The following is a 24,033-nucleotide window of genomic DNA, read 5'->3' on the forward strand; positions in this document are numbered from 1 at the left end:
GGCGCAGCGACAGCAGGATTGAGCTGCGCCCAGGCCTCGGGCAAGCTGGGCGGCATGGACAACTCCGACTTCCCCGATGACGCCCAGCAGACCGAGCGCACCCGCGCTACGGTGATGCGTTATCACTTCAGCTGGAAAGACCGCGACCTCGACGCGGTGATGGCGCTGTATCACCCGGATATCCAGTACCACGACTTCTTTCAGCAGCGCTGCATGGGCTTTGCCGAGCTGCGCGAGTACGTGCGCAACAACCTGCCGCGCCAGCCTGGTGAAGCGCTGGAGCACACCGACCGCATACGCATCGACGGGCATACCGCATTTATCCAGTACCGCATCAGCCTGCAGGGCAGTGGCGGACTGCTGGCATTCCACACTGGCGAAGCCATCACCGTGCGTGACGGGCTGATCTGGCGCATCCATGAATACGCCACGCTGATGCGCGAAGAACGCGAACAGATTACCGCCGGTGACTCCCGCCCAGCACTCAGCCGCCTCGGCCTCAGCGCCCGCCAGCTGGGTCTGCTGGCCCAGGACCTGGAAGACTACATGCAGCGCGCCCAGGTCTACCTCGATCCGCAGCTCAGCCTGCAACAGGTTGCCACCGCCACAGGTTACAGCCGCAACCAGATCTCCCACCTGCTCAACCAGGTGCTCGGCCAAAGCTTCTACCGCTATATCAACCAGAAGCGCTTGCAGCACCTGCTGGCGGGTTTAGACGCGGGCAACGACCTACAGCGCATGGATGAACAGGCGTTCGCCGCCGGCTTCAATTCGCTATCAGCCTTCTACAGTTGCTTCCGCCGACATACCGGGTTGTCACCCAAGGCTTACCTCAAACAAATTTCCTTGCGGGCACGCACACAAGACACGCCTTGATCGCTCTCCTACTCTCTGCGCAACGCTACTCACTTGCCGGAGATCACGATGAGCCCATGGCGCTCCCTCAGCCTATGGATGGATCAGCTGGACGAACCGCTGACCGCCCGCCCTGCGCTGACCGAAGACCTGCACGCGGATGTAGCGATCATCGGTGCCGGCTATACCGGCCTGTGGACCGCCTATTACCTAAAGCGCCAGGCGCCACACCTGCGCATCGTCATCCTCGAAGGTGAGATTGCCGGGTTCGGCGCCTCCGGGCGTAATGGCGGCTGGCTGATGGGCAACCTGCTCGGCCAGGACAGCATGCTCGCCAAGCAGTCACCCACCGCTCGGCAGAGCGCTTATGCATTGCTGCATGGCATCCCTGATGAAGTCGCCAGTGTGCTGCAGCGTGAGCAGATCGCCTGTGATTACCGCAAAGCTGGCGTCTTGTATTGCGCCGCGCGCTACCCCGAACAACTCACCAGCCTGCGCAGCCACTTGGCCGAACTGCGCGCCCTGGGCCTGGATGAAAACGATTACCGCTGGTTGACCCCCTTTGACCTCGGCAAGCAATTGCAGCTGGCCAACGCCTTCGGCGCGATTCACACACCGCATTGCGCCACCATCCAACCGGCCAAGCTGGTACGCGGCCTCGCCCGCTGTGTAGCAGCCATGGGTGTCGAGCTGTATGAGCAAAGCCGGGTGATCGACTGGCAAACCGGCTTGGTGCGCACCGACAGCGGCAGCGTCCGCGCTGACTGGATAGTGCCCGCCGTAGAGGGGTACGCCGCCAGCCTGCCGCCCCTGGGTAAACACCAACTACCAGTGCAAAGTCTGCTGGTGGCCACCGAGCCGCTGCCCAAAGAAGTCTGGGCCGACATCGGCCTGGAGCGCGGCCAGGCCTTCAGCGAAAACAGCCGGCAGGTTACTTACGGCCAGCGCACCGCCGACAACCGCCTAGTGTTCGGCGCCCGTGGCGGCTACCGCTTTGGCGGCCGCTTACGCACCGACTTCAACCTCAGCGAGGATGAGCGCGACCTGCGCCGCTATCTGTTCAGCGAACTGTTTCCGCAACTCAAGCAGGTGCGTATCACCCATGCCTGGGGCGGCAACCTGGGTATGGCCCGGCGCTTTCGGCCACACATGCTGGTGGACCGGCGCAATGGTATCGCCCTGTCCGGCGGTTACGGCGGCGAAGGGGTAGGCGCCAGCAACCTCGGCGGGCGCACTCTTGCTGACCTGATTCTCGATCAGCAAAGCGAACTGACCCGCCAGCCCTGGGTGCTCGGTAATCTGCCCCTCAACCAGCTGCCGCGCTGGGAGCCGGAGCCGCTGCGCTGGCTCGGCTACAACGCGATCATCCAGAGCTTCGTGCATGAAGACCGCGTACTCGCCAACCCCCACAGCCCGCCCTGGCGGCGCAAGCTGGCCAGCAACCTGGCCGGCACCATGGAAAAATTCATGCGTTAACCCCCGGAGAGTTTCATGAGCATCGAACACTTCAAGAACACCGCGCAGCTAGCGTTGCCAGACAGCAACCCGGTAGCCGTGCCGCTCGGCGAACCTATCGCTATCACCAGCAGCCATGACATCGAACACGCCGATGGCGTTGCCGCCGGTATCTGGGAGTGCACACCGGGCCGCTGGCGGCGGCAAATCGCCCAACAGGAGTTCTGTCACTTCATTACTGGGCGCTGCACCTTCACGCCAGATGGCGGCGAGCCCATGCACATCCAGGCTGGCGATGCCCTGCTGCTGCCCGCCAACACCTTCGGCATCTGGGATATCGAGGAAACCGTACGCAAGAGCTTCGTCCTCCTGAAATAACCCGGCCCAGCGCAGGCCAACGCCTTTCACTTGCTACTGCCACTTCGACAACACCGATAAAAACGATGAGGTATTCCCATGCTGAAGAAGTTACTTCCTCTGCTGCTGTTAAGCAGCGTCAGTCAGGCCGCAGAAACTGTGCGTATCTACAACTGGACCGACTACATCGCGCCTGACACCCTCAAGCAATTTGAGCAAAACAGCGGGATTGCCAGCCACTACGACGTTTACGACAGCAACGAAACCCTGGATGCCAAACTGATGGCCGGGCGCTCCGGCTATGACGTGGTGTTTCCGTCCAACCACTACATGGCTCGGCAGATCCAGGGCGGCGCGCTGAAGAAGCTCGACAAGAGCCGCCTACCGGGCTGGAACAACCTCAATCCGGTGCTGATGAAGGCGCTGGAAACCAACGACCCTGGCAACCAGTACGGCTTCCCTTACCTGTGGGGCAGCACCGGGATCGGCTATAACGTCGCCAAGGTGCGCGAAGTGCTTGGCGCGGATGTACCGCTCGACTCCTGGGACCTGATTTTCAAGCCTGAGTACCTGGCCAAGCTCAGCCAATGCGGCGTGGCGATTCTCGACAATGACCCCGAGCTGCTGCCGATCGCCCTGCATTACCTCGGCCTGCCGCACCACAGCAAGAACCCAGAGGACTATGCAAAAGCCGAAGCCCTGCTGATGGAGATGCGTAAGAACGTGCGCTATTTCCACTCTTCAAAATACGTCGGCGACCTGGCCAATGGCGATATCTGTATGGCCGTGGGGTTCTCCGGCGACATCATGCAGGCCGGCAACCGCGCCGCTGAAGCCAACAATGGCATCAACATTAACTACGTCATTCCCAAGGAAGGCACGCCCATCTGGTTCGACATGGTCACCATGCCGGTCGACAGCAACAACCAACAAGCGGCCTACGCCTTTATGAATTACCTGCTGCAACCCGAGGTAATCGCGCAGATCACCAACCACGTGCAATACGCCAACGGCAACAGCGCCGCCGACAACCTGGTTGACCCCAAACTGAAAGCCGATGCCACGGTTTACCCGCCGCAGGACGCGATGGATAACCTCTACGCCCTGGAGGCCATGCCATTGAAGATCGACCGCGTGCGCACACGCATCTGGAGCAAGGTCAAAAGCGGGATTTAAGCCTCGTAGAGGCTGCATCACGGCCAAAACAAAGCCCCCGTCAACATTGGCTGACGGGGGCTTTTTGTTTGCCATGGGCAGTAATTAAAGCTCGGCTGCCTGGGTGCTCTCGCGCTGAGCCAAGCTCCCCGCACTGGTCTTGGGCTTGATCAGGCTGAAATCAATCAAGCTCTTGGGTTGCGCGGGATTGCCAATCAGTAGCGGCATTGGTTGAAAGTCACTGCTGACCAGGCTTTTATGCGCGTCATATTCATCAAAGCGCAGCCCGGCAAGATCAGCCCAAGTGTGGATAAAGTGCGCCGAACTGTAAGGCCGCGACAGTGTGGCCGTGAAATCCCGGGGCTGCTGCGCCTGCCACTGCGGCGAATTCCAGACAATAAACGGCACGGTATACATCGGACTGGTGGGTGCGGCCTCATTACGCCCCAACACATCGGGCTTGGATGCATCGAATACCGCTTCGCCGTGGTCCGCCAAGTACAGCAACATGCCGTTTGGCTCGTGCCCCGCCAAACCCTTGATCAGGCTGGCCACCACATGGTCGTTGTACAACACCGCATTGTCATAGCTGTTGTAAGTGGGTAACTGATCGCCCGTTACATTTGCCGGCACACCGGCGCGATCAGTAAAGCGCTCAAACTCAGGCGGATAGCGATACTGATAGCTCATGTGTGTACCCAGCAGGTGCACCACGATAAATTTGCGCGGCGCCGCATCGGCCAGCACCTTGGCAAAAGGCGCCAGCACGTCACCGTCATACTGGCGGGCGTTCTGTTCACGGTTGTTGTTCAGGTAGAACTGCTCATCAGCCTGCTCAGAGAACGTGGTGAGCATGGTGTTGCGTTTGGTCATGGTCTGCTGGTTGGTGATCCAGTAAGTCTTGTAGCCCGCCTGCTTCATCAGGTTGATCACCGATGGCGTGGTCAGGTAGCGATCCGGGTGCTCCTGATCGGCAAAGGTCAGAACCTGCTGCAACGCTTCGATGGTGTAAGGGCGCGGGGTGACCACGTTATCGAACACCTGCAACTGATCACGCAGTGCATCAAGCTCCGGGGTGGTCTCACGCGGGTAGCCATACAGGCTCATGCGTTGGCGATTGGTCGATTCACCGATCACCAAAACCAACGTGGCCGGCTGCCCGGCATGCGCATCTTGCAAGTTGGCCAAGGGTGGAATGCTGGCGTTCTCCGCCAACAGCACCTGCATATTGGCCAACTGCTCGCGGTAATTCTTGTAACCCACAGCCAGCTGCCAAGGCGTCGCTGTTTCGATGCGCTGGGCAAAATCATCAAACCCCGCCTGCCAACTGTCATGCTTGCTGAACTGGCGTAGCGCCGGATAACCCACAGACACAAATATTGCCAAGGCCGCGGCGAATAATGCGCCAGGGCGCGACAGATATACCGGACGCACCTTGCGCCACAGCAACCAGCCACCCAGGCCGTAGGCGGCAAATGCCAGGAGCATCCACCAGGAGAAGTACTGGATCAGGTATTCGCGGCTCTCATTCAGGTTCGACTCGAACATGATGAAAATCACGCTCTGCGAGAACTCCTGACCGTACACCAGGAAATAGCCAAAGCTGCCTAACGAGCAAAGCCACAGCAGCGCGCCAATACCCGCAGCCAACTGGCGGGCGCGGGCCGGCCACAGCAACAACGGCACCAGCCACAGCGCACTGGCCAGCAAGGCCTGACGGAAACCGGAAAAACCAGCGGTACCGGTCAGCTGGATCAGTAACTGGGTAACGCCAGAGAAATACCAAAAGAACAAAAAAGCCCAACCTAAACCGGCCCAATCCACGCGCTGACGTGGCGACACTTGCAATGCTGCTGACATGGCGACCTCATGACACCTAAATATCCGTCACCCTTATGCCAGCCAGCCTGTGAAAATTCCGTCAAACACACTGCCGGAGTGAGCAATTTTTTGCCCACCCAAGAAAAAGCCCCCACGGCACTCACCTGCAGGGGCTCTTCAACCGCGCTACGCCACTAACTCTTGGCAATAGCCACAAAGACATACCGTCAATATGGCTAGTTCAACGGCCCAGCGTTATACAGCCCACTCCATGCGCACTGATAATCCCCCGTATTTAGATTGTAGAAATTGAAGCGACTGCATTGATTGTCGTAATTGTAGGAGCCTACAGATACACGCAACACTCCCAAGTTAACGCCCTGCAATGAGACATACCTGCCATTGTATAAAAGCGAAAAATGCAGATGCGGCCCTGTTGAACTTCCGCCCTCGCAAAGTGCGGTATTTCGGTTACCCGCATACACCCCTAACTTGGTATTTACCGTAACAGTTTCCCCATTACTCACCCGAATATTGTCCATATGATAATAGTTGGTCGACCATCCATTTGCGTTAGTGACCCTTACCTGACAACGCGACAATACACTGACGCGACCGCCATGTGCCGCCGCCACGCTGTATGTCTGGGCGCCCCAACCCGGCCAGTCGTAGGACACATCGATGGAGGAGTACGGCGAGCCCGAGCCAGTGTGAGAATGCGCGCCATTTGATTGCCAGGAATAACCTTGATACCAGGGTAACTGCAGCATGTTGCTCGGCGGCAGCGCATTAGCCGCTAGCGCCATTTCTCGACTCGATTCAACGTTGCGCAACTGTTCAGGAGGCGTACTAAACAGCTGGGCAAAGTGTTGAGTAAAGACTTGCAGCGAAGGTGCTTTCTTGAGCACCACAGGCTCACTATTGGCGGCCTGCAGTACCCCTAACAGCGCTGCGCTGGCAGCATTCAAATCCCCTATATCCTTAACACCAGGATGAGCGTGTCGCCGTTGGTAGGCCTCAAAGCCGTAGAACCGTTGCGATAGCTGCTGCAAGACATCGCGCAACTGCCCGGCAAAACCACTCGCCGTCGACAACTCCGCAAAAGGTGCCTGCAACTTCTCCTGGCTGGGTGCAGACATCAGCCCGCTTTTAAGCTCCATAAGCGCCAGCACAACTTTAGGGTTGATGCTGTAGTAACCGCTCCAGTGGGCTATCAGCTCCTGCTTGTCACGTAGCAGAGGCGCATGCACCGCGAGATAACCGGCAAGGTCAAACGCCTCGGCATCTCGCCCATACAGAAACAGCTCGTTGCTAAAAAGCACATCGCCGCTGGCTGGCAGCAAGCGCTGTATCTCTTGCGCTGAATAATTAAAGGCCGGCTGATTTATTTCACTGGCAATAGCGCCCGTATTTATTGCGCCCAAGCCCAAGCAGGAAAAAATTACAAAGTTAGAAGCTATACAAGTGCGTCCCTTCATCACCTATCCCTCAATGGTAATAATCCAATGTTACTCCATAAAATCACCACGCCCATGCATCCAACTACGCACGCGGCCCACATGAAAACTTATGCAGCGCTCGTATCTCCAAACACAACACAGGCACCGGGAGAGTAGACAACAGAAGTTAACTAGCAAGAAATAAGACGAGGCATAACTAAAACCATTTGCACTAATAGTTAGGTTGAAATATTTGTAAAAAAAACGTGCCGCGACGTTTAGTAAATGCACCGACGTGAATTGCAAAAGAAGAAAATGGCAGATTTATTTGGCCCTGTAGCAATTGTGCACTGCGCGGCAAGCGGTGCTTTGTTGAAGAGCAAAGCGGCGAAGCTCAACGAGGCATGCCACACCTGCTGGGCCTCGCAGGAGAAACGCCGGGCTGGCAAACGAACTGCAGCGGCTGCCATTCGAGACCTCGCGCACATCCTTGCAATATGCCCTCACCGGTAAAAACCCAGTGCATCGCACAGCCCATCACAGCGTAAAACGGGAAAACCGTTACGCAACAGCTGGTAGATAGATTTCGCAACGAGCCCTTCAAAAAGCCGCCAAAAATACGGCGACAAAACAATGACGAGCGGTAATTACTGAGCGATCAACACCTCGATACTCTCGGCCCAAGCACCCGACAGGTATCGCGACAAACGTCGCTAATGGAGCTGTATGTAATTGGAAATGCCAGGTGCCCCGACTGCCGTTCTGCCATCGGAGTAGCCACCATGATCGACCTCACCACCTGGAACCTGACCATCCCTGTCGGCGTGCCTGCGACCACTATTGAGACACCAGCGCTGGCTGGCGGTTATCAGGATCACTACTTCCAATCGAAAGACGGCACGATCAGCTTTTGGGCGCCGGTCAACGGCACGACCACGCCCAACTCCGAGTTCCCGCGTAGCGAAATGCGTGAAACCTTCGCCAATGGCACGTTGCGTAACTGGACCTACACCGCCGCCACCAACATTCTCAGCGCCACAGCCAGGATCACCCAAGTGCCATCAACCGGCCTGGTCGCCTTCTCCCAGATACACACCAAACAGAGCTCGGCGCCACCCCTGATGTTGGGCTACCAATATGTGGCGCAAACAGGCTACGGCAATGTGGTGATTGCCTTTCGCGACAAACCCACCGATAGCGACTCACAAAAGATCGTACTTTCCAGCAAGATCAGGCTGAACCAGGACTTCAGCTACGAAGTGCACCTAGCCAAAAACGGCACACTGACCATCGGCTTGATAGAGCCCGGCGGAGCGATTAAACGCTGGCAGAGAAAGCTCAACACGGCGTGGAAAAGCCACCAGCTGTATTTCAAAGCCGGCATCTACACCCTGGACAACAGCGGCTACGAAACCGAAGCAGGCGGCGCGACGTTCAAGCAATTGAAAATTGAACATCGATAACTAGAACGCAGTCGTGAACGCGTGGGCACGACTGCTTGTTTTCACACCGGTCAGAAAACACCGTCACCCACGCCACGTGGAGCGAACAACGGTAGCGTCGCACGCTGAGCAGCAGGTAGCTCAGCCGCTGGCACGTCAACAGCCGCAACCGAACCGGACAGCGCAGAGACAACACTTTCGGCGGCCAGCAGGCGCGTCAAGATGGACTTTCCTGTCATCGTATAGTCGCCGACACCCTCTGAGCCTGAAACAGGCGACGATGCCAAGCGCTGACCCGCCTCATCGTACACATCGGCCGCCAGAACGTAGGTCAGCACCGTTCCCATAAAAACTTCGCTCTTCCACTCTTTGATCCGCACCGTCAGCAGCTGCCGACCGGTGCTGGAGGCCTGAGCACTTGGTGAGGCCGCAGGCTCGGCCATGCCACCAGCCTGCTTGATCCCACCGATGATGGATTGCTGCAGGTCCTGCGCCAGGGACTCACCGCTACGGGTCTTAACGTCATAGGGAATGTAATAGCTACCGCGAATAAGCCCTACATAGTTGGCGGTCTTGCTGCCATTCAAAACGTAAGCTCGCTCATCTACTACTGCCACCTCAATCAGCTTGGCCGGCTTAGCGCCTACTTGCGGATATATCTGGGAATAATCGACTTTGCTACCCAAAGCACAACCTGTAAGACATGCAGCGGCCAGAGAAATAAGCAAAAAACGAGAAAGCATATAAGACCTCAAACCGATGAAAAACACAGACCGCAACGAGCCATTATTAAATGGCCCGCTACGCGGCCTGAACTAATAACTAGATTAATTACTACGGAGTTTTAGCGAGTGCTGCTGGCAAATCCAAACCCATAACTTTACGCACATCAGCCAAGCAGTATTCAACCGACTGAGACAGTTGAGAGCGAAGACCAACGCCTTGCTTAAGTTCACGATAAGACGGTGCTTTGTTGGTGTCTTCATAGACCGGCGTGTATGAACAGGCCTTTTCAGCCAACACCGTTTTCGCCTTGCGATCTATCAGGCGTGCGTGCACGCTGTAAGCTACTTTATAGTTATTAAAATCGGATACGTAGTAAATACTGCCCCACCCACTGGTACGCATATCCAGAATATAGTCAGCCTGCGGGTATGCAGCGATGACCTTATCTAGGTCAGCAGACTCAACCGCTGCAGCGGCATGAGCAACCGTCATCTTCTGTGCAGCAGCCAATTCATCCGCTAGCTGCTTGGCCATATCCAACGCTGGATCTTCAATCTTGTTATCGCGAATCATGCTATTGCCATTGGAGATAGCTGTCGCCACACCCAACAAACCAAACTGCACATTAACCGGTGTTTGTGCAATAAAATCTGGCAGCTCGCTATAGCGCGAATAGCCCAATGTCTTACCCTGAAGCTGACCAGCATCAGCACCAGCCAGCTCTTTTGGCTTAATCGTAGAACAACCGACTAAGGAAACCAGCACAGCGACCAGCAGAAAACGAACCAACATAAATAACCTCGAGTTATATTTAAAATTCAGACTTAAAAGTTGGCCTGAAAAGGACTGCTTTATTGTGCCGCGTAATAGGGGACACGTAATAGCACGTAATAGGGGACACACGTACGTAATAGGGGACAGACCACGGTTTCAGTCAGCCTCAGCTGCTTGTTTCGGTCGCCCCGGCTTCCCGCGGGTCACCCTTCGACCCAGCACGCGCTCCACCTCTGCCGTAAACCTTGAACTGCCAAGTGCATAGTTCCCGTTGGTAGCTGAACGGATCTGATCTATCAAACCAAGTTCAAGCTGATGCCGAAACAGCTCGCGATAGGCCTCCGACCGTGCCCCAGTCGCCTCGCCCAACGCTTGGTACAAAGAATGTCGCGTGATCAATGCCGATTGTTCAGCCTGGGCATTCGCCCGATAACTCGACCAACGATATTCCGCCGGATGCTCCACCATTCCAGCCCGCACCGGGTTCATCTCAATGTATCGATAGCAAGCCAGTACATAACTGTCCTCCTGCATCAAGCAAGAGCGAAAGCGAAAGCGAAAGCGACCTTCCCACAAAGTGCCGCTGCGGCGATAAGTACGATTGATGTATTGCACATAGCGCTGGCCAAGGCCCTTCATCAGCATTCCGGCGCTTTCCGGCTTGGCTGGGGTCAGCAGCAGATGAACGTGGTTGGTCATCAGACACCAAGCATGGATTGCGCAGCCATGCTTTCTGGCTTGATCCGCAAGGTGCTCCAAATAGAACAGGTAATCTTCTTCCGCGAAGAAACAGGCCGAACGATTATTCCCCCGCTGAATCAGGTGCAACGTGACTCCCGTCAACAGCACACGCGCTCGACGTGGCATATGGAAACTCCTTTTCCATGAAGTAGCGCCAGAAGATTAGACCAGACGGGGATAATCGTGGTCTGTCCCCTATTGCTCCTTTCCCTATTGCTCCTTACAAGTAATCTAGCCAGTCACCGGACTTAATCTTCTGCCTCTTCTTAAGGAAATCCTCGTACCGAGCTTTATGTTTTTCAACATCCCCATGAATATCTATAGAAATAAAATCACGCCCTCTTTCCTCTACAGACAAAGTTGCTGGCTTAATCTTCATCGGCGAAAGTTCTATCAAGACCCCTGAAACCTTAGACCTATGAAATATAAAGCTCTTCCCTCCGGCCAAGGGAAGGATTTCATCCATCACAGAAAACATTATTTCAGGGTTAGACATCTCAATTTTCTCACCACCCTCATAATTTTCTGAATAGTTTTCTGGTATGAGGAAAAGTTTATAATCAATAATAACCAGCCAACCCTCTAGTTCAACAATATCGCCGACATTCATTATCACCCTCCTATCACAATGGCATTAACGCCTGTTGACATTGCGCCATCTAACAACCCTTGCTGAACACCTCTTGGCCCGACATACGGGTCTCGTGTCATATAGTAATTCACGCCATCAACAGACTTAACACCATCAACAATAATGAAGTGTTTTCCTTGGCCAGCGGGAACCTGAACGATAACACTCGCTCCTTCTTGCAGTGCTTTGTTTAACTGATCAGGAAGCATTGTAGTGTTTACAGTATTTTTAACTCCCGCCTTAGATATCACATCTGACAACTCCTGAGTGTTAACGCCGGTCGGCCTGACTCCGTTTACAAAGTTTCCAATTGCATTATCAAGGCTAATAGCCGCACCCGTTTTGTCAGTAATTGTCATTGCAGCGCAGGCTGGTCCGCATACAGGGGCGTCACCTTGTAAAACAACCGAGCCCTTTGGTTCATATGGGATCGTTTTAGGCGCAACAGCAATACCGCCTGCGCCATCAACAGAAGCACCTGCTGTCGCTTTTGCACCCCCAAATACTGGCGACGTTGTAAGCCCGATACCGACTCCTAGCTCAGTCGAGGACGCCGCATTCTGCTGCAAAACCCCTGCACCCTTGCCCTGCATGATATGCAGGTTATCCAGATAAGCTTTGTAGCTCAGCTCCTCCGGCAGAGTACTAACCGCATCCCAAGCGCTCTGGATGTCACCCAAAGCACACGAAGGACAATTCGCGGCACCCATAAGCCATATGGCAGCCTTTGACGGCCCCGAAACTGCACCTTCAACCGCATTTCCAAACCCTTCCTGACTACCAAGCCCCTTAGCATTCAGCACCTCTTGGAAGTATTTAGGGTCGGTTTTGTAAGCTAGTGGATCAACCAGCGCGACGTCCCTCACCAGCGTATTCAGTGCCTCCCGATCACTGAACAGCTCTTTCAACCCCAATCGTTCGTTGTTGTATTCCGCCAAGGTGACGTGAAAAAGACCCGACTGACTCTGTGACAACTCAGCTCTCAAGAAACTAACAGCCTGCAAGGTATTACCATCTTGAACGCTCAGCGCTTCGTCCCAGCCTCTGTCCACCATCGCTGCAGCGGAGCGCAACAATTCTTGGCGCGCAGCATCTTCCGATATTCCAGCTTGTTCGGCATAGCGTTTGACACGCTCTACATCAGAGGCGAACTTGATTTCCTCCGGATGCAACTGCCTGTTATACGCCGTCGCATTCTTCGCCAGCTCCGCCGCCTTGGTCGGGTCGCCGCCAGTCGCCGTTGCCGCGGCCACACCGATGATTTGCGATACCGTCAGCTCTAGGTTCTTGTCGCCTTTGATGACCCCGGACAGACGCTCAATCAGCAGTTCATTGGCACCGGCAGCCAGTGCGCCGGTCTTGAAGTCGCCACCGGTGGCTTCGCTAAGCAAGCCACCCACCACGGCATGCAGGGCGATCTTTTCCGGGCTACCGTCGAGCCAGTTTAGGTCTTTTGCGAAATTGCCCACGCCATTGAAGACACCCGCCTGCAACAAGTGCTGAACTTGTCCCGTAAGCGCAATTTGCAGATTGTCACTCAAGCTGCCGCCCTGAACAGCAGTTTGGGTCACCGCATGAACCGCACCCTGCGCACCTAGATAAGTACCAAACTTGGCCAGATCACCGGCTTTACTCAGGTCGAAGCCCTTGGTGACCTTGTTGACGTTGTCGCCGGTTACGCCAAAGGCACTGTCCAGCACTCCAGCGGTAACGCCTGCGGTTATGGCCGAGGTGGCATAGCCTTTGAGGTTGTCGCTGGAGGTAACGTCCTTAACCACGGCACCCAGGTTACCCCGGTTGTTGATAGTGCTAATGACCGCATTGCTAGCCGCTGAGGTCAGCACTGCGGTGGCCATAATATTGCCCACTCCCGCCGTGGTCGCTGCCGTGGTCGCCGTTGCTGCTGTCGCGGCCGCCATGGTCGAACCTGCGGCGGCATTCGTCGCCCCCGCCACCAGGCCGCTTGCCGCTCCGGCAGTCAGGTACGTTACGATGATTGCAATGATGATCATCGCCGGCCCACCCAACCCCGAATGGCTGTACTTGAAGGAGTCATGCACCTCCTTCACTTGCCGCCAGTCCACATCGCCGCGCTGCTCGGCTTCCTTCAGCCAGGCCAGCTCCGGATCCGCGGCAACCATAGCGTTAATTGTCTGGCTTACGCTCTGTTGGTTGACCTGCTTGACGTCGATTTTCAGCCCTTCAACGGCCTGAATCACGATATCGCCCTGGGCAATCAACTGGCTTTGCAACAGGGTCTCATCGGTCGTGCCCTTGCCTTCGGCAGATGTCCAAGCCCAGCTGTTTTTGCTCTTCTCATGACTCTCCTGATCCAGATCCTTAACCGCCTCAAAGGTGATGCTGCCACCGCTATCCAGGGTTAGGTCATTGCCGCTTTCCAGGCGGGCACGCTGATAGAGTTGATCACCTTCGCTGACCAGGGTCAGGTCACCACCCGTGGTAATGCTGGTGCCGATATTGCGGATGGTGGTCACTTCGTCGCGCTGGGTTTCCTTGCTGCCCCAGCCGCCTTTTTTCTGCTTGTCGTACAGCGAGTAGTCGCTGTTTTGCGCAGCCAATAATGAAAGCTGGTTACCGGCATACAAGTAGGCTTCATCGCCCGCCTTGAGTTTGCTGGCAACCGCCGTCAGGTCGTTACCAGCCAGTACCGTCAGCTTGCCACCTGCGGTCAATTCGGCGGCTTGCTGGCTAACATGGCTTTCTACCTTGTCGACCTTCTTGCCACCGCTTTTGCGGTGCGACTCGTAGTGGTCTTCATTGGCGGCGGCGGCAATCAGTACATCACCGCCCGCGGATGCGGCCAGGTCTTCTCCAGCGCTGACGCGGCTGGCGATTACTGCCAGGTCGCGCTCGGCGCTCAATTCAATATTGCCTCCGGCTTCAACTTCACTGCCGTACTGAGTGATCTGCTCACTGCGGCTATTGCCTTTGCGGTCTTTGCGGGTGGTCAGGTCATGCTCCTGCGCCGAAGCAATCACCAGATCACGTCCGGCATCCAGTTGCATATCACCACCGGCCTTGAGCGCGCTGCCGATATTCTGGATATCGCGACCAGCCGCTAGGGTCAGATCGCCACTGGCTTCGATGCGCGCGGCGCTATCAACGAAGTCCTGCTGGTGCTGATAGCCGCGCTTGCCTGATTCGTGACGAGTGACGGTACGCTCGTTGACGATATCGCCAGTCAGGGCAATCGCCGTGACATCCTTGCCCGCGATAATCCCGCCCTGGGCATTGCGAATGCTGTCGGTAGCCAGCAGCGTCAGGCGCTCGCTGGCCTGCATCAATCCGCTGTTGCTGATATTGCTGGCCGTGACGCTGAGGTTGTTGCTGGCGCGTAGGGTGCCCTGGTTAGTGAGGTTGCCGCCGGAGATCAACGCAACATCGCGCCCTTGGATAAGGGCACCATTGGGCGCCAAACGGCCTTCGGCTTGTGCCAGGTAAAGCACCGGCACCAGCACTTTCTGCCCGGCCACTTCGCGCTCTTCCATCCACACCAGATCGTGGGTCAGTGCCGCCACTTGCTCGGCCGTCAGACTAACGCCCAGGCTGAGCTTCAAGGCCTCTTTACTGGCGATGGCGTTGTCCATCAGGTAACGAAACTGCGCCTCGTCACTGTCCAGCCCAGCCAGGTAGCGCTGACCGGTACGAGCAACCACGGCTTCACGAATCAGGCGCTGCTCATAGAAACCATCACCCAGACGCTTCTGAGCGGTCTGCGGGTCGTAGCCCAGTTTGCCCAGCATGTAATCGGAATTGAGGAAATTCTTCAGGCTGGCGAAGACTGGGTTGGTCTCGATCAGGTAGCGATGGCCCACCTGAGTGTTGATCTGGAACAGACCATTCTGCCCCTGCGGCAGGCTAAAGCCCGGCAAAGCCAAAGGGTCAACGGCCTGCTGAGCAAGATCAGGCGGTAGCTGCGTATTGAGGGTAACGACGGTAGCGATCGAGGTACCAGGCGCACTGGTGCCTGGGTCACGGCTACCGCCCGCGACATAGCTAAATGAGGGGCGAATGACGCCACTGTTTAGCTGCTCAGGGGCTTTGATCTGGACATCACCACCGGCCTGAATGATGGCGGCATAGGCCTGTACAGCATCGGGGGTGAACGTGACGCTTGGACCTGTATGGCTGGGCAGATACTTACTGAGAATATGGTTGAGTTGCGCATTAACGTTGGCACTGGCGTTTGGCCAATTCTGCGCATTGAAGTCATTGACAGCATCGACGATAAAACCTGTCGACTTCTCACGCTCGCTAGTAGCCCGACGAGTGATCAGGTATTCGCCAGTCTGCGCGCCCTTGTTATCGAAGCGCGTGGTGTCGATCTGTACATTGCCATTGGCTGAAATCAGGCTGGAGTGGTTGGCCAGGTCATCACTGTTTAGCAGCAGATTGCCGCCCGCGAGCAGGCTGCTTTGTGGGCTGACATTGAGCCCTTCGGTGCGCTCGATTTCCCGGAGGCGATAACGCACGTTTTCCTTGTCGCCGCTGCAATCGGTACAGTCGCGATCATAAAATTGCACAGCCACCTTGCGGGTGACGATATCCAGGCTTTCGCGGATGTTTTCGATCAACTTGGCTTGGATGCTGACATCAGCTTCGCTTTCCAGCGTGCCGGATACGTTGCTGAAACGCGCGGCTTGATCGCTCGGTGCAAGAGCGGCAAAACTGAAGTTGCCGACGCTGTACAGGTCACCGCGCTGATTAACCAAGCTATCGCCACGTAGCTGCATCTGGCTACCACTGAACAGCAGACCACCTTCATTACGCATGCTGTTGGATTGCACCAGCAATGCTGCGCCTGCCCCCAGTGTGCCGAAGTTATTGAGGCTGTTTGCACTCAGTAGCAGTGCGTCAGCGGCGCTAATAACACCGCGGTTTTCGAAGGAAGAAGTCAGACTGAAATCCGCCTGGCCACCACTGCGCACTTTGGCGGCAGCGCCAATGCTGGCACTGGCGGCAGTGAAAATCAGGTCTCCTTGACTCAACAGCGAACCGTTACCGCTGTAGCTACCGGTCAGATCAAGTTCAAGCTCGCCGTCGGTCTCGATACTGCCGTGGTTGGTCCAGTTATCTCCCGTCGCCACGATGCTCTGGCGGGATAACAATTTACCGCTGGCCGTCTGGGTGAACTCGCCGACGGCAAGGGTCAAACGCTCAGCCTGCAACTGGCTGCTGTTGCTCCAGGCATCGGCCTGCACGGTCAATTCGCCTGCAGTGCTGAAACTACCGCCAGCTAGGCCGATGTCGCCAAGATCAAGGTTAAAGCCCTGATTGCCAGTGTGGCGCACAGTACCGCCGAGGTTGCTCAAGCCCACGCTGCTCAAGGCAAATGCACCACTGCCAATCTCAACCAGGCCGGCATCGTTATTAAACAGCCCCCCCAGGACAAAACGACTATCGCCCTCACCACCCAGGGCGCGCAGTTTGCCGCCGTTGTTGCTCAGGGTATTGGCAGCCAGTTGCAGATCGCTGGCTGATTCAATCAACCCGCTTTGGTTGTTCAGGCTCGCGCTGAGTTGCAGATCAAGCGCGCCGCCGGCCACGGTGCCGCTCTGGTTATCCAGGTTAGCCGCCGTCACGGTGATGTCTTGCTGTGCTAGAACTTCACCGCCCTGGTTATTCAGTTGGGTGCCGCTCAGGTCGAGACTCTGCTGCGCGACGATACGCCCGCCGCTGTTTTCCAGCGTCTGCGCCTTGAGCGTTGCGTCGCTGGCGCTGAGCAGTTTGCCGGTGCGGTTATCCAGGGTCTGCACATCACTGTTCAGGCTGCCGTGGGAGGTGATGGTCCCAGGGTTTGTCACCGTGCTGGTTTGCAGACTAAGGGTGGCCGTGTTGTTCAGGCTGCCATCGGCACGTACGCCCGCCTCTACCACGCCCTGGTTGAGCAGCTCGCCACCTTTGACGGTTAGCAGCTGGGCTGCTGCGAGGCTTTCCTTGACCACCGTTTGGCCACTGGCATCCACCACGGCATTGCGCCCGGCGAAGGTGTCGGCATTCAGTTCGATGTTCTCGGCCTTGAGCTGCAAATCACGGCTAGCAGCAGTGCGCGCCATGCTCAGCTGGCCATTGGCGTCGATCTGAATATCCCCGGCACTGGCGGCCATATCACCGGCCAGTTTCACGCCCACACCGGCTTCGGTACCGACCAGACGAATCGCGCCGGCGTACATGCCGCCCAGCGCTGAACTGTCGATGGCCAGCAGTGGCTTATCACTGCCGTCATCTGCCTTGGCCTTAGCGTTGAGCGTGGCGGCGTCGACTTCGTTACGCCCGGTAATCACATTCAGCTGGTTGGCATGCAGCTTGGCGTTGATCTGCGTACTGCGGGTGATCAGGTCGAACTGACTGACATTGCGCGCATTGAGGCCATCACCTTCGATGCTGATCTGCCCGCCTTCGACATCAAAGCGATCCAGACGCCCGCCTTCGATAATCGGCTTGCCGGTGCTGAGGGTCACGCGCGGTGTATTGATAAAGCCGCAACCGTCGCAGCTGATGCCATGCGGGTTAGCGACGATGACCGCAGCGGACTTGCCGGCCACTTCGGTGTAGCCCTTGAGCTGACTGGGGCTACCGCCGTTGACCTCATTGAGGATGATATTCGCCGCCCCACCCTTGAGGTTGGGGTTACCCATCACATAGCCGCCCAACTGCGTCTGCACCACCGCCTGGGCGCTGTTGTTGAGAATCAAGCCCTGCTGACTGACGTTGAAGTCGGTGAATTTGTTGTGCGACAGGCCACTGCCATTGGGTGTGGCGATATTGACCATGGGCACGCCATTGGCGGCCTGGGTTACCGCGGCGTTGCTGCCGGCCTGGGCATCCAGCGCCAGTTCGGCCGCCGTGGTGACGATCGGATTAAGGAACAATACGCCGATCAGGACACAGGCAATGTTTTGGAAAAATGGCGTGCGAACGTCCATGTAATAACTCCAACCCGTAGGGCTCTAAATCAGAAATCAGCAAAAAATCAGAAGAACAGGTCAACCCGGAAATACACCGGATGCTCCTGGCGCTCGATGGCGTCTGGGCGTTCCAGTGAACGGGCGAAGGTCACCGATGCGGCCAGATGCTGGCCGCGGGCGCTCAGCTCGATGGCATTGCCGGAGAGGCGACCATGCTGGTCCGGGTTGTAACGCCCGCCGCTGATCACGCCCATGTCGTAGGCGAATGCCACGCCGTACTCACTGACAAAGGGCTGCAGCGGTTGCCAACTCACCGCCTTGCGCCAGCGCACTTGGTTGCGCCAGTAGGCGCCGCTGTCGCCGGACAGCGATTGCTCCTTGAAACCGCGCACCGAACTCAGGCCGCCGACGCTGATGCGTTGCGGGCTGTACAGCACATCTTCACTGCGCTGGCCGTTAACCAGGCTGTCGAAGCTGAACGACTCGCCCCACAGCTGAAACGGCTGCAGGTAGCTCAGGGTCAGGCTGTATTTGTTGTACCGCGCCACCGGCTGACCGCTTTGTGGGCTGCCGCTGCGCTGCGCATCGAATGCGCCGGTGCCGTGTTGCCAACCTAGGTCAGCGTTGACAAAGGCAGTGCCAATGCGCCGACCATGGTTAAAGCCCAACTGCGCTTCGGACAGACGCTGGCTGGAGACATCGATCAGGTTGCCGAGGATAAAGTTGTTGCTGCGCAGGTGACTGACGCCCAGGCTGGCGGCGGTTTTGCTGAGGCTGTCGCGGTGCAGCACACGTTCGGCACGCAAGGCGTGGGTTTTGCTGTCGCCATCCTGATCAAAGGCAAAACCGTTGGCTTCGCTTTCGGTGCGGTAGTAGCTCTGGCTGTAGCTGTAATTGAAGGTCCACCAGCCATACGGCAGGCTGTAGTTGAGGCTCTGGTTGTGAGAATGGCGGTAACTGTCGCTGACTGCATCGCGGCCGGCACGCAGGCTCAACTGATCCGCCAGGCCCAGCGGGCTGTCCCAATCCAGACCCAGCCCCCACTGCTGCTCACCGGTACTCAACTGGCCATCGTTATGCCGCGCCAGGCTGACACGCCATGGCTTGCTGCGCTGACCTTGCAGCTGTACACGGCTACCACCAACCTGCTCACCGGGTACCAGTTCCAGCTGTGCCTGACGCGACGGCAAACGATTGAGCTGCTCGACCAACTGCTCCAGCTCGCGCAGGTTCAGCACGCGCTCGGTGGCACCGGGAAAACTCATGGCCAACTCCCGATCCGAAGCCAGCTCCGAGCTGTTCAAGCCTTCAAGCCGACCTTCGACCACAGTGACCTGCAGCGTGCCGCTGGCTAGGTCCTGCTGCGGCAGGTAGGCGCGTGTGGTGACATAACCACGACCGAGGTAGTGATTGGTGATGTCCTTAAGCAGCTGATTGAGCTGACCAACGCCCAGACATTGGCCGTTGTAGGGCTTGAGAATGCTGGCCTGATCGGCTGGACTAAGCAGCGTGGCGCCGACCAGATTGATCTGTTCGATGGCAAAGCAGCGCTGGTCTTCAGCAACGAGTTGCGCGGGTAGTTGCTCGACCTTGCCAGGCAATTGGCGCAACTCATCCAGGCGGCGCTCCTGCTCTTGCAGCAGACGCTCCTGACGTTCACGGATAAGGTCACGATCACCTGGCGTTTGCGCCAGCGCAGCAGCAGGAATAAGGGCACACATCAGCCAAACGGCCAAAAAATGGCCTGGAGCCATTTTTAACGTCGCGCGGCGACGGCACGCAGGGTGGCTGCCAAGGATGGCAGGCCATAAAGGTTTACTACGAAGGGACATGCCTTCAATCCTTTGAATAGCGGATTAACAGAGGAAAATGCGGCGCGCATTAGAACACATGGCGAGTTGCCATCACTCACGTCACGCGCGAACCACATCACAGAACCGGCCGCTCATCCTGAACTTCTGACCACCGGTTACTGTCGCGGCGAACCTTACACAAGGCGCCCACGATTGAGAAGCAGCGCAGCTAAATGCCAAGCATAAAATCGTTGAGAGCATTATTTAATCGTCGCACAGGGGAGTGGCCACACGCGGCGACAGCCCAATAAAAAAGCCCCCGCAGGCTCGCGCCGGCGGGGGCTTTTCAGTTAGCTAGAACTGGATCAGTTCTTGGCTTTCTTGGCAGCGCGGGTGCGCTCGCCTTCGTCGAGGATCTTCTTGCGCAGACGGATCGACTTCGGCGTGACTTCGCACAGTTCGTCGTCCTGGATAAATTCCAGAGCCTGCTCCAGGGTGAAGCGAACAGGTGGAACCAGGGCGATGGTTTCGTCTTTACCGGAAGCACGCATGTTGTCGAGCTTCTTGCCTTTGGTTGGGTTTACGCCCATGTCGTTGTCGCGGCTGTTCAGGCCGACGATCTGACCGTTGTAGATTTCCTGGCCGTGCTCGACGAACAGCTTGCCGCGTGCCTGCAGGGTTTCCAGGGAGTAGGTCAACGCCTTGCCGGTTTCTACCGATACCAGCACACCGTTCTGACGGCCGGACATGTCGCCGGACTTCATGGTGTCGTAGCGATCGAAGATCGAGGTCAGGATGCCAGCACCGTTGGTCAGAGTCAGGAACTGGTTACGGAAACCGATCAGACCGCGAGCCGGGATGTTGTATTCCAGACGTACACGGCCTTTGCCATCCGGCACCATGTTGGTCAGGTCGCCCTTACGCAGGCCCATCTCTTCCATGACCTTGCCCTGGGATTCTTCAGGGGTGTCGATGGTGACGTTTTCGAACGGTTCCTGCTTCACGCCGTCAACGGTGCGGATGATCACTTCCGGACGACCTACACCCATTTCGAAGCCTTCGCGACGCATGGTTTCGATCAGTACCGAGAGGTGCAGCTCACCACGGCCGGAGACCTTGAACTTGTCAGCGCTGTCGCCTTCTTCAACACGCAGGGCCACGTTGTACAGCAGCTCTTTGTCCAGACGCTCTTTGATGTTGCGGCTGGTAACGAACTTGCCTTCTTTACCGCAGAACGGCGAATCGTTGACCTGGAAGGTCATGGATACGGTCGGCTCGTCGACGGTCAGCGGCTTCATCGCTTCAACGTGGTTGATGTCGCACAGGGTGTCGGAGATGAACAGCGCGTCCATACCGCTGACGCAGACGATGTCACCGGCGGTGGCCTCTTCAACGTCAACGCGATGCAGGCCGTGGTGACCCATCAGCTTGAGGATACGACCGTTGCGCTTCTTGCCGTCGGCGTCGATAGCGATCACTGGGGTGTTCGGCTTGACGCGACCACGGGCGATACGGCCAACGCCGATAATGCCGAGGAAGCTGTTGTAGTCCAGTGCGGAGATTTGCATCTGAAACGGACCGTCAACGTCAACAGCCGGGGACGGCACGTTGTCGACGATGGACTGGTACAGCGGGGTCATGTCTTCAGCCATGTCGGTGTGATCCAGACCGGCGATGCCGTTCAGGGCCGAGGCGTAGACGACTTTGAAGTCCAACTGCTCTTCGGTAGCACCGAGGTTGTCGAACAGATCGAAGATCTGGTCCAGAACCCAGTCCGGACGCGCGCCTGGACGGTCAACCTTGTTGATCACCACGATTGGACGCAGGCCGGCTTCGAAGGCCTTCTTGGTCACGAAACGGGTTTGTGGCATCGGGCCGTCTTGGGCGTCGACCAGCAGCAGCACGGAGTCAACCATCGACATTACGCGCTCAACTTCACCGCCGAAGTCGGCGTGACCGGGGGTGTCGACGATGTTGATGTGGTAGCCGTTCCAGTTGATCGCGGTGTTCTTCGCGAGAATGGTAATGCCGCGCTCTTTTTCCTGGTCGTTGCTGTCCATCACGCGCTCGTCGTTGAGCTCGCCGCGCTCGAGAGTGCCGGACTGACGCAGAAGTTTGTCTACCAGGGTGGTCTTACCATGGTCAACGTGGGCAATGATGGCGATGTTGCGTAGATTTTCGATCACGTGTGTATCTCGATCAGAGGATTCGGTGTGCCGCTTAGTCTAGGCGGCGAGTATTAACTAATTGCGATTTCTGCCAGGCGGCGTGCGTGTTATTCACGCCGCCTGTAGGTCGGGAGGGCGATGGCGGATACTGCCGCCATTCAACCCGGGCGTCTTATGTCGGACGATAAACGCGCACATTGGCATGCCCCTCACTCAGCAAGTGGTGGGCGTGCAAACGACTCATCACACCTTTATCGCAATACAACAGGTACTGGCGCGCCTCATCCAGCTCCTTGAACTTGCTATTCAAGGCATAGAACGGCAGCGCCATGACCTCGACACCAGGCAGGGCGAGCGGCTCGTCCTCGGCGGCATCGGGGTGGCGAATATCGATAACCACATGGCTGGCCAGGGCTTCGCTGACTTCCTCGACCTGTACGTCCTTGCCCAGCTCATCGATCACTTTGTCGATCGGCAGCAAGGTCGCACGCTCCAGGGCGCGCTCGAGAATGGCCATATCGAACTGGCTTTCCTCGTGCTCAATGCGCAGCTTCTTCGCCTTGGTGGTCGGGTTGACCGAAATCACCCCGCAATACTCCGGCATATGCTTGGCGAACTCGGCGGTGCCGATGCGCGTAGCGGTGTCGATGATGTCTTGCTTATGACTGGCGAGCAGCGGACGCAGCACCAGCATATCGGTGGCCGAATCGATCACCGCGAGGTTCGGCAGGGTCTGACTCGATACCTGAGAAATCGCCTCACCGGTAACCAACGCATCAATCTGCAGGCGCTCGGCCATGCGCGTGGAGGCGCGCAGCATCATGCGCTTGAGGATGACGCCCATCTGGCTGTTGTCGACCTTGCCGAGAATCTCGCCCAGCACTTCTTCGAACGGCACGCTGATAAACAGCACGCGCTGCGAGCTGCCGAACTTCTGCCAGAGGTAATGCGCCACTTCCATCACGCCCAGTTCGTGGGCGCGGCCGCCAAGATTAAAGAAGCAGAAGTGGGTGATCAGGCCGCGGCGCATCATTTGATAAGCAGCGACGGTGGAGTCGAAACCACCGCTCATCAGCACCAGGGTCTGCTCCAGCGAGCCCAGCGGGTAACCGCCCAGGCCTTCGTGCTGGTGGTGAATAACGAATAAGCGCTGGTCGCGGATCTCCATACGCACAATAACGTCGGGATCTTTCAGCGAGATGCCGGCGGCGCCGCACTGCTGGCGCAACTGGCTGCCGACATAGCGCTCGACATCCATGGAGCTGAACGCGTGCTTGCCGGCGCGCTTGCAGCGCACGGCGAAGATCTTGCCCGGCAGTTGGTCGGCGAAGTGCAGCTTGCACTTTTCCAGCACATCGTCGAAGTCACCCAGCGGGTATTCATCAACTTGCAGGAAATGGGTGATGCCTGGCGTGCAGCTCAGGCGCTCAATCATCGCCTGCAGGGTTTTCGGCTCACTGATCTGGGTTTCGACTTCCAGGTTGTCCCACACACCGCTGACTTGCAGCTGTGGATCAAACTCACGCAAAACCGAACGAATGTTCTTCGCCAGCTGCCGGATAAAGTGCTTACGCACCGGCCGACTTTTAATGGTGATTTCCGGGAAGACTTTAACGATCAGTTTCATGAAAACAGGGGGTGCCGAGGCCGCGAAAAAACAGGGGCGCGGATTATAGCGGAAATTGCTCACGCTTTGATCAAAAATCCTTACCCGATCAAAACGAGCACCATTTAAGTGCACGCACTA

General features: G+C 57.1%; 15 protein-coding genes. 5 read left to right on the plus strand and 10 right to left on the minus strand.

Translation table 11 applies throughout. From position 1 onward, the window contains the following. The first annotated feature begins 54 nt into the window (after positions 1 to 54). The 4 genes from ACIN8IBEIGE_RS12120 (at position 55) to ACIN8IBEIGE_RS12135 (ending at position 3,843) form a co-directional block, all read left to right on the plus strand. The gene (locus ACIN8IBEIGE_RS12120; RefSeq protein WP_160016371.1) at positions 55 to 876 is read left to right on the plus strand and encodes an AraC family transcriptional regulator; all 822 of its coding nucleotides are present in this window, start codon (positions 55 to 57) and stop codon (positions 874 to 876) included. A gap of 48 nt (positions 877 to 924) precedes the next feature. Further along, a complete protein-coding gene (locus ACIN8IBEIGE_RS12125; RefSeq protein WP_160014849.1) occupies positions 925 to 2,331 on the plus strand; it encodes an FAD-binding oxidoreductase in 1,407 nt (468 codons plus the stop codon). 15 nt (positions 2,332 to 2,346) lie between these two features. Continuing rightward, positions 2,347 to 2,688, plus strand: coding sequence for a cupin domain-containing protein (locus tag ACIN8IBEIGE_RS12130; protein ID WP_160014850.1), 342 nt, complete (start codon positions 2,347 to 2,349; stop codon positions 2,686 to 2,688). Positions 2,689 to 2,766: 78 nt separating this feature from the next. After that, positions 2,767 to 3,843: a polyamine ABC transporter substrate-binding protein gene (locus tag ACIN8IBEIGE_RS12135; RefSeq protein ID WP_160014851.1), complete on the plus strand. Its 1,077-nt coding sequence runs from the start codon at positions 2,767 to 2,769 to the stop codon at positions 3,841 to 3,843. A gap of 84 nt (positions 3,844 to 3,927) precedes the next feature. Here the strand turns inward: ACIN8IBEIGE_RS12135 and cptA are convergent, their stop codons facing one another. Together cptA and ACIN8IBEIGE_RS12145 are read right to left on the minus strand one after the other, a co-directional pair. After that, positions 3,928 to 5,682: a phosphoethanolamine transferase CptA gene (cptA, locus tag ACIN8IBEIGE_RS12140; protein ID WP_160014852.1), complete on the minus strand. Its 1,755-nt coding sequence runs from the start codon at positions 5,680 to 5,682 to the stop codon at positions 3,928 to 3,930. 197 nt (positions 5,683 to 5,879) lie between these two features. Further along, positions 5,880 to 7,121, minus strand: a complete 1,242-nt coding sequence (locus tag ACIN8IBEIGE_RS12145) for a M23 family metallopeptidase (RefSeq protein ID WP_160014853.1) — start codon at positions 7,119 to 7,121, stop codon at positions 5,880 to 5,882. Positions 7,122 to 7,864: 743 nt separating this feature from the next. On the opposite strand from ACIN8IBEIGE_RS12145, the gene ACIN8IBEIGE_RS12150 reads away from it, so the two are divergent. Further along, complete coding sequence (locus ACIN8IBEIGE_RS12150) at positions 7,865 to 8,545, plus strand: polysaccharide lyase family 7 protein (RefSeq protein ID WP_160014854.1); 681 nt, start codon at positions 7,865 to 7,867, stop codon at positions 8,543 to 8,545. A 50-nt stretch (positions 8,546 to 8,595) separates the two neighbouring features. Here the strand turns inward: ACIN8IBEIGE_RS12150 and ACIN8IBEIGE_RS12155 are convergent, their stop codons facing one another. The 8 genes from ACIN8IBEIGE_RS12155 to thiI all read right to left on the minus strand — a co-directional run bounded on the left by ACIN8IBEIGE_RS12155 (position 8,596) and on the right by thiI (position 23,913). Further along, positions 8,596 to 9,267 carry a hypothetical protein gene (locus tag ACIN8IBEIGE_RS12155; protein WP_160014855.1) on the minus strand — a complete coding sequence of 224 codons (672 nt, stop codon included), beginning with the start codon at positions 9,265 to 9,267 and terminating at the stop codon, positions 8,596 to 8,598. A gap of 91 nt (positions 9,268 to 9,358) precedes the next feature. Next, complete coding sequence (locus ACIN8IBEIGE_RS12160; RefSeq protein ID WP_160014856.1) at positions 9,359 to 10,042, minus strand: hypothetical protein; 684 nt, start codon at positions 10,040 to 10,042, stop codon at positions 9,359 to 9,361. Positions 10,043 to 10,180: 138 nt separating this feature from the next. Further along, positions 10,181 to 10,891 (minus strand): transposase, encoded by a 711-nt coding sequence (locus ACIN8IBEIGE_RS12165; protein WP_160014857.1) that lies wholly within the window; start codon positions 10,889 to 10,891, stop codon positions 10,181 to 10,183. A 94-nt stretch (positions 10,892 to 10,985) separates the two neighbouring features. Further along, positions 10,986 to 11,375, minus strand: coding sequence for a hypothetical protein (locus ACIN8IBEIGE_RS12170; RefSeq protein ID WP_160014858.1), 390 nt, complete (start codon positions 11,373 to 11,375; stop codon positions 10,986 to 10,988). Between the two features lie 2 nt (positions 11,376 to 11,377). Continuing rightward, positions 11,378 to 18,343 (minus strand): DUF637 domain-containing protein, encoded by a 6,966-nt coding sequence (locus ACIN8IBEIGE_RS12175; RefSeq protein WP_160014859.1) that lies wholly within the window; start codon positions 18,341 to 18,343, stop codon positions 11,378 to 11,380. A 47-nt stretch (positions 18,344 to 18,390) separates the two neighbouring features. Next, the gene (locus ACIN8IBEIGE_RS12180) at positions 18,391 to 20,046 is read right to left on the minus strand and encodes a ShlB/FhaC/HecB family hemolysin secretion/activation protein (protein ID WP_372239986.1); all 1,656 of its coding nucleotides are present in this window, start codon (positions 20,044 to 20,046) and stop codon (positions 18,391 to 18,393) included. 437 nt (positions 20,047 to 20,483) lie between these two features. Continuing rightward, the gene (typA, locus tag ACIN8IBEIGE_RS12185) at positions 20,484 to 22,304 is read right to left on the minus strand and encodes a translational GTPase TypA (protein ID WP_160014860.1); all 1,821 of its coding nucleotides are present in this window, start codon (positions 22,302 to 22,304) and stop codon (positions 20,484 to 20,486) included. 154 nt (positions 22,305 to 22,458) lie between these two features. Beyond that, positions 22,459 to 23,913 (minus strand): tRNA uracil 4-sulfurtransferase ThiI, encoded by a 1,455-nt coding sequence (thiI, locus tag ACIN8IBEIGE_RS12190; protein ID WP_160014861.1) that lies wholly within the window; start codon positions 23,911 to 23,913, stop codon positions 22,459 to 22,461. Positions 23,914 to 24,033 lie beyond the last annotated feature (120 nt).

Origin of the sequence: Pseudomonas sp. 8BK (assembly GCF_902506475.1) — a bacterium.
Lineage (GTDB): Bacteria > Pseudomonadota > Gammaproteobacteria > Pseudomonadales > Pseudomonadaceae > Aquipseudomonas > Aquipseudomonas anguilliseptica.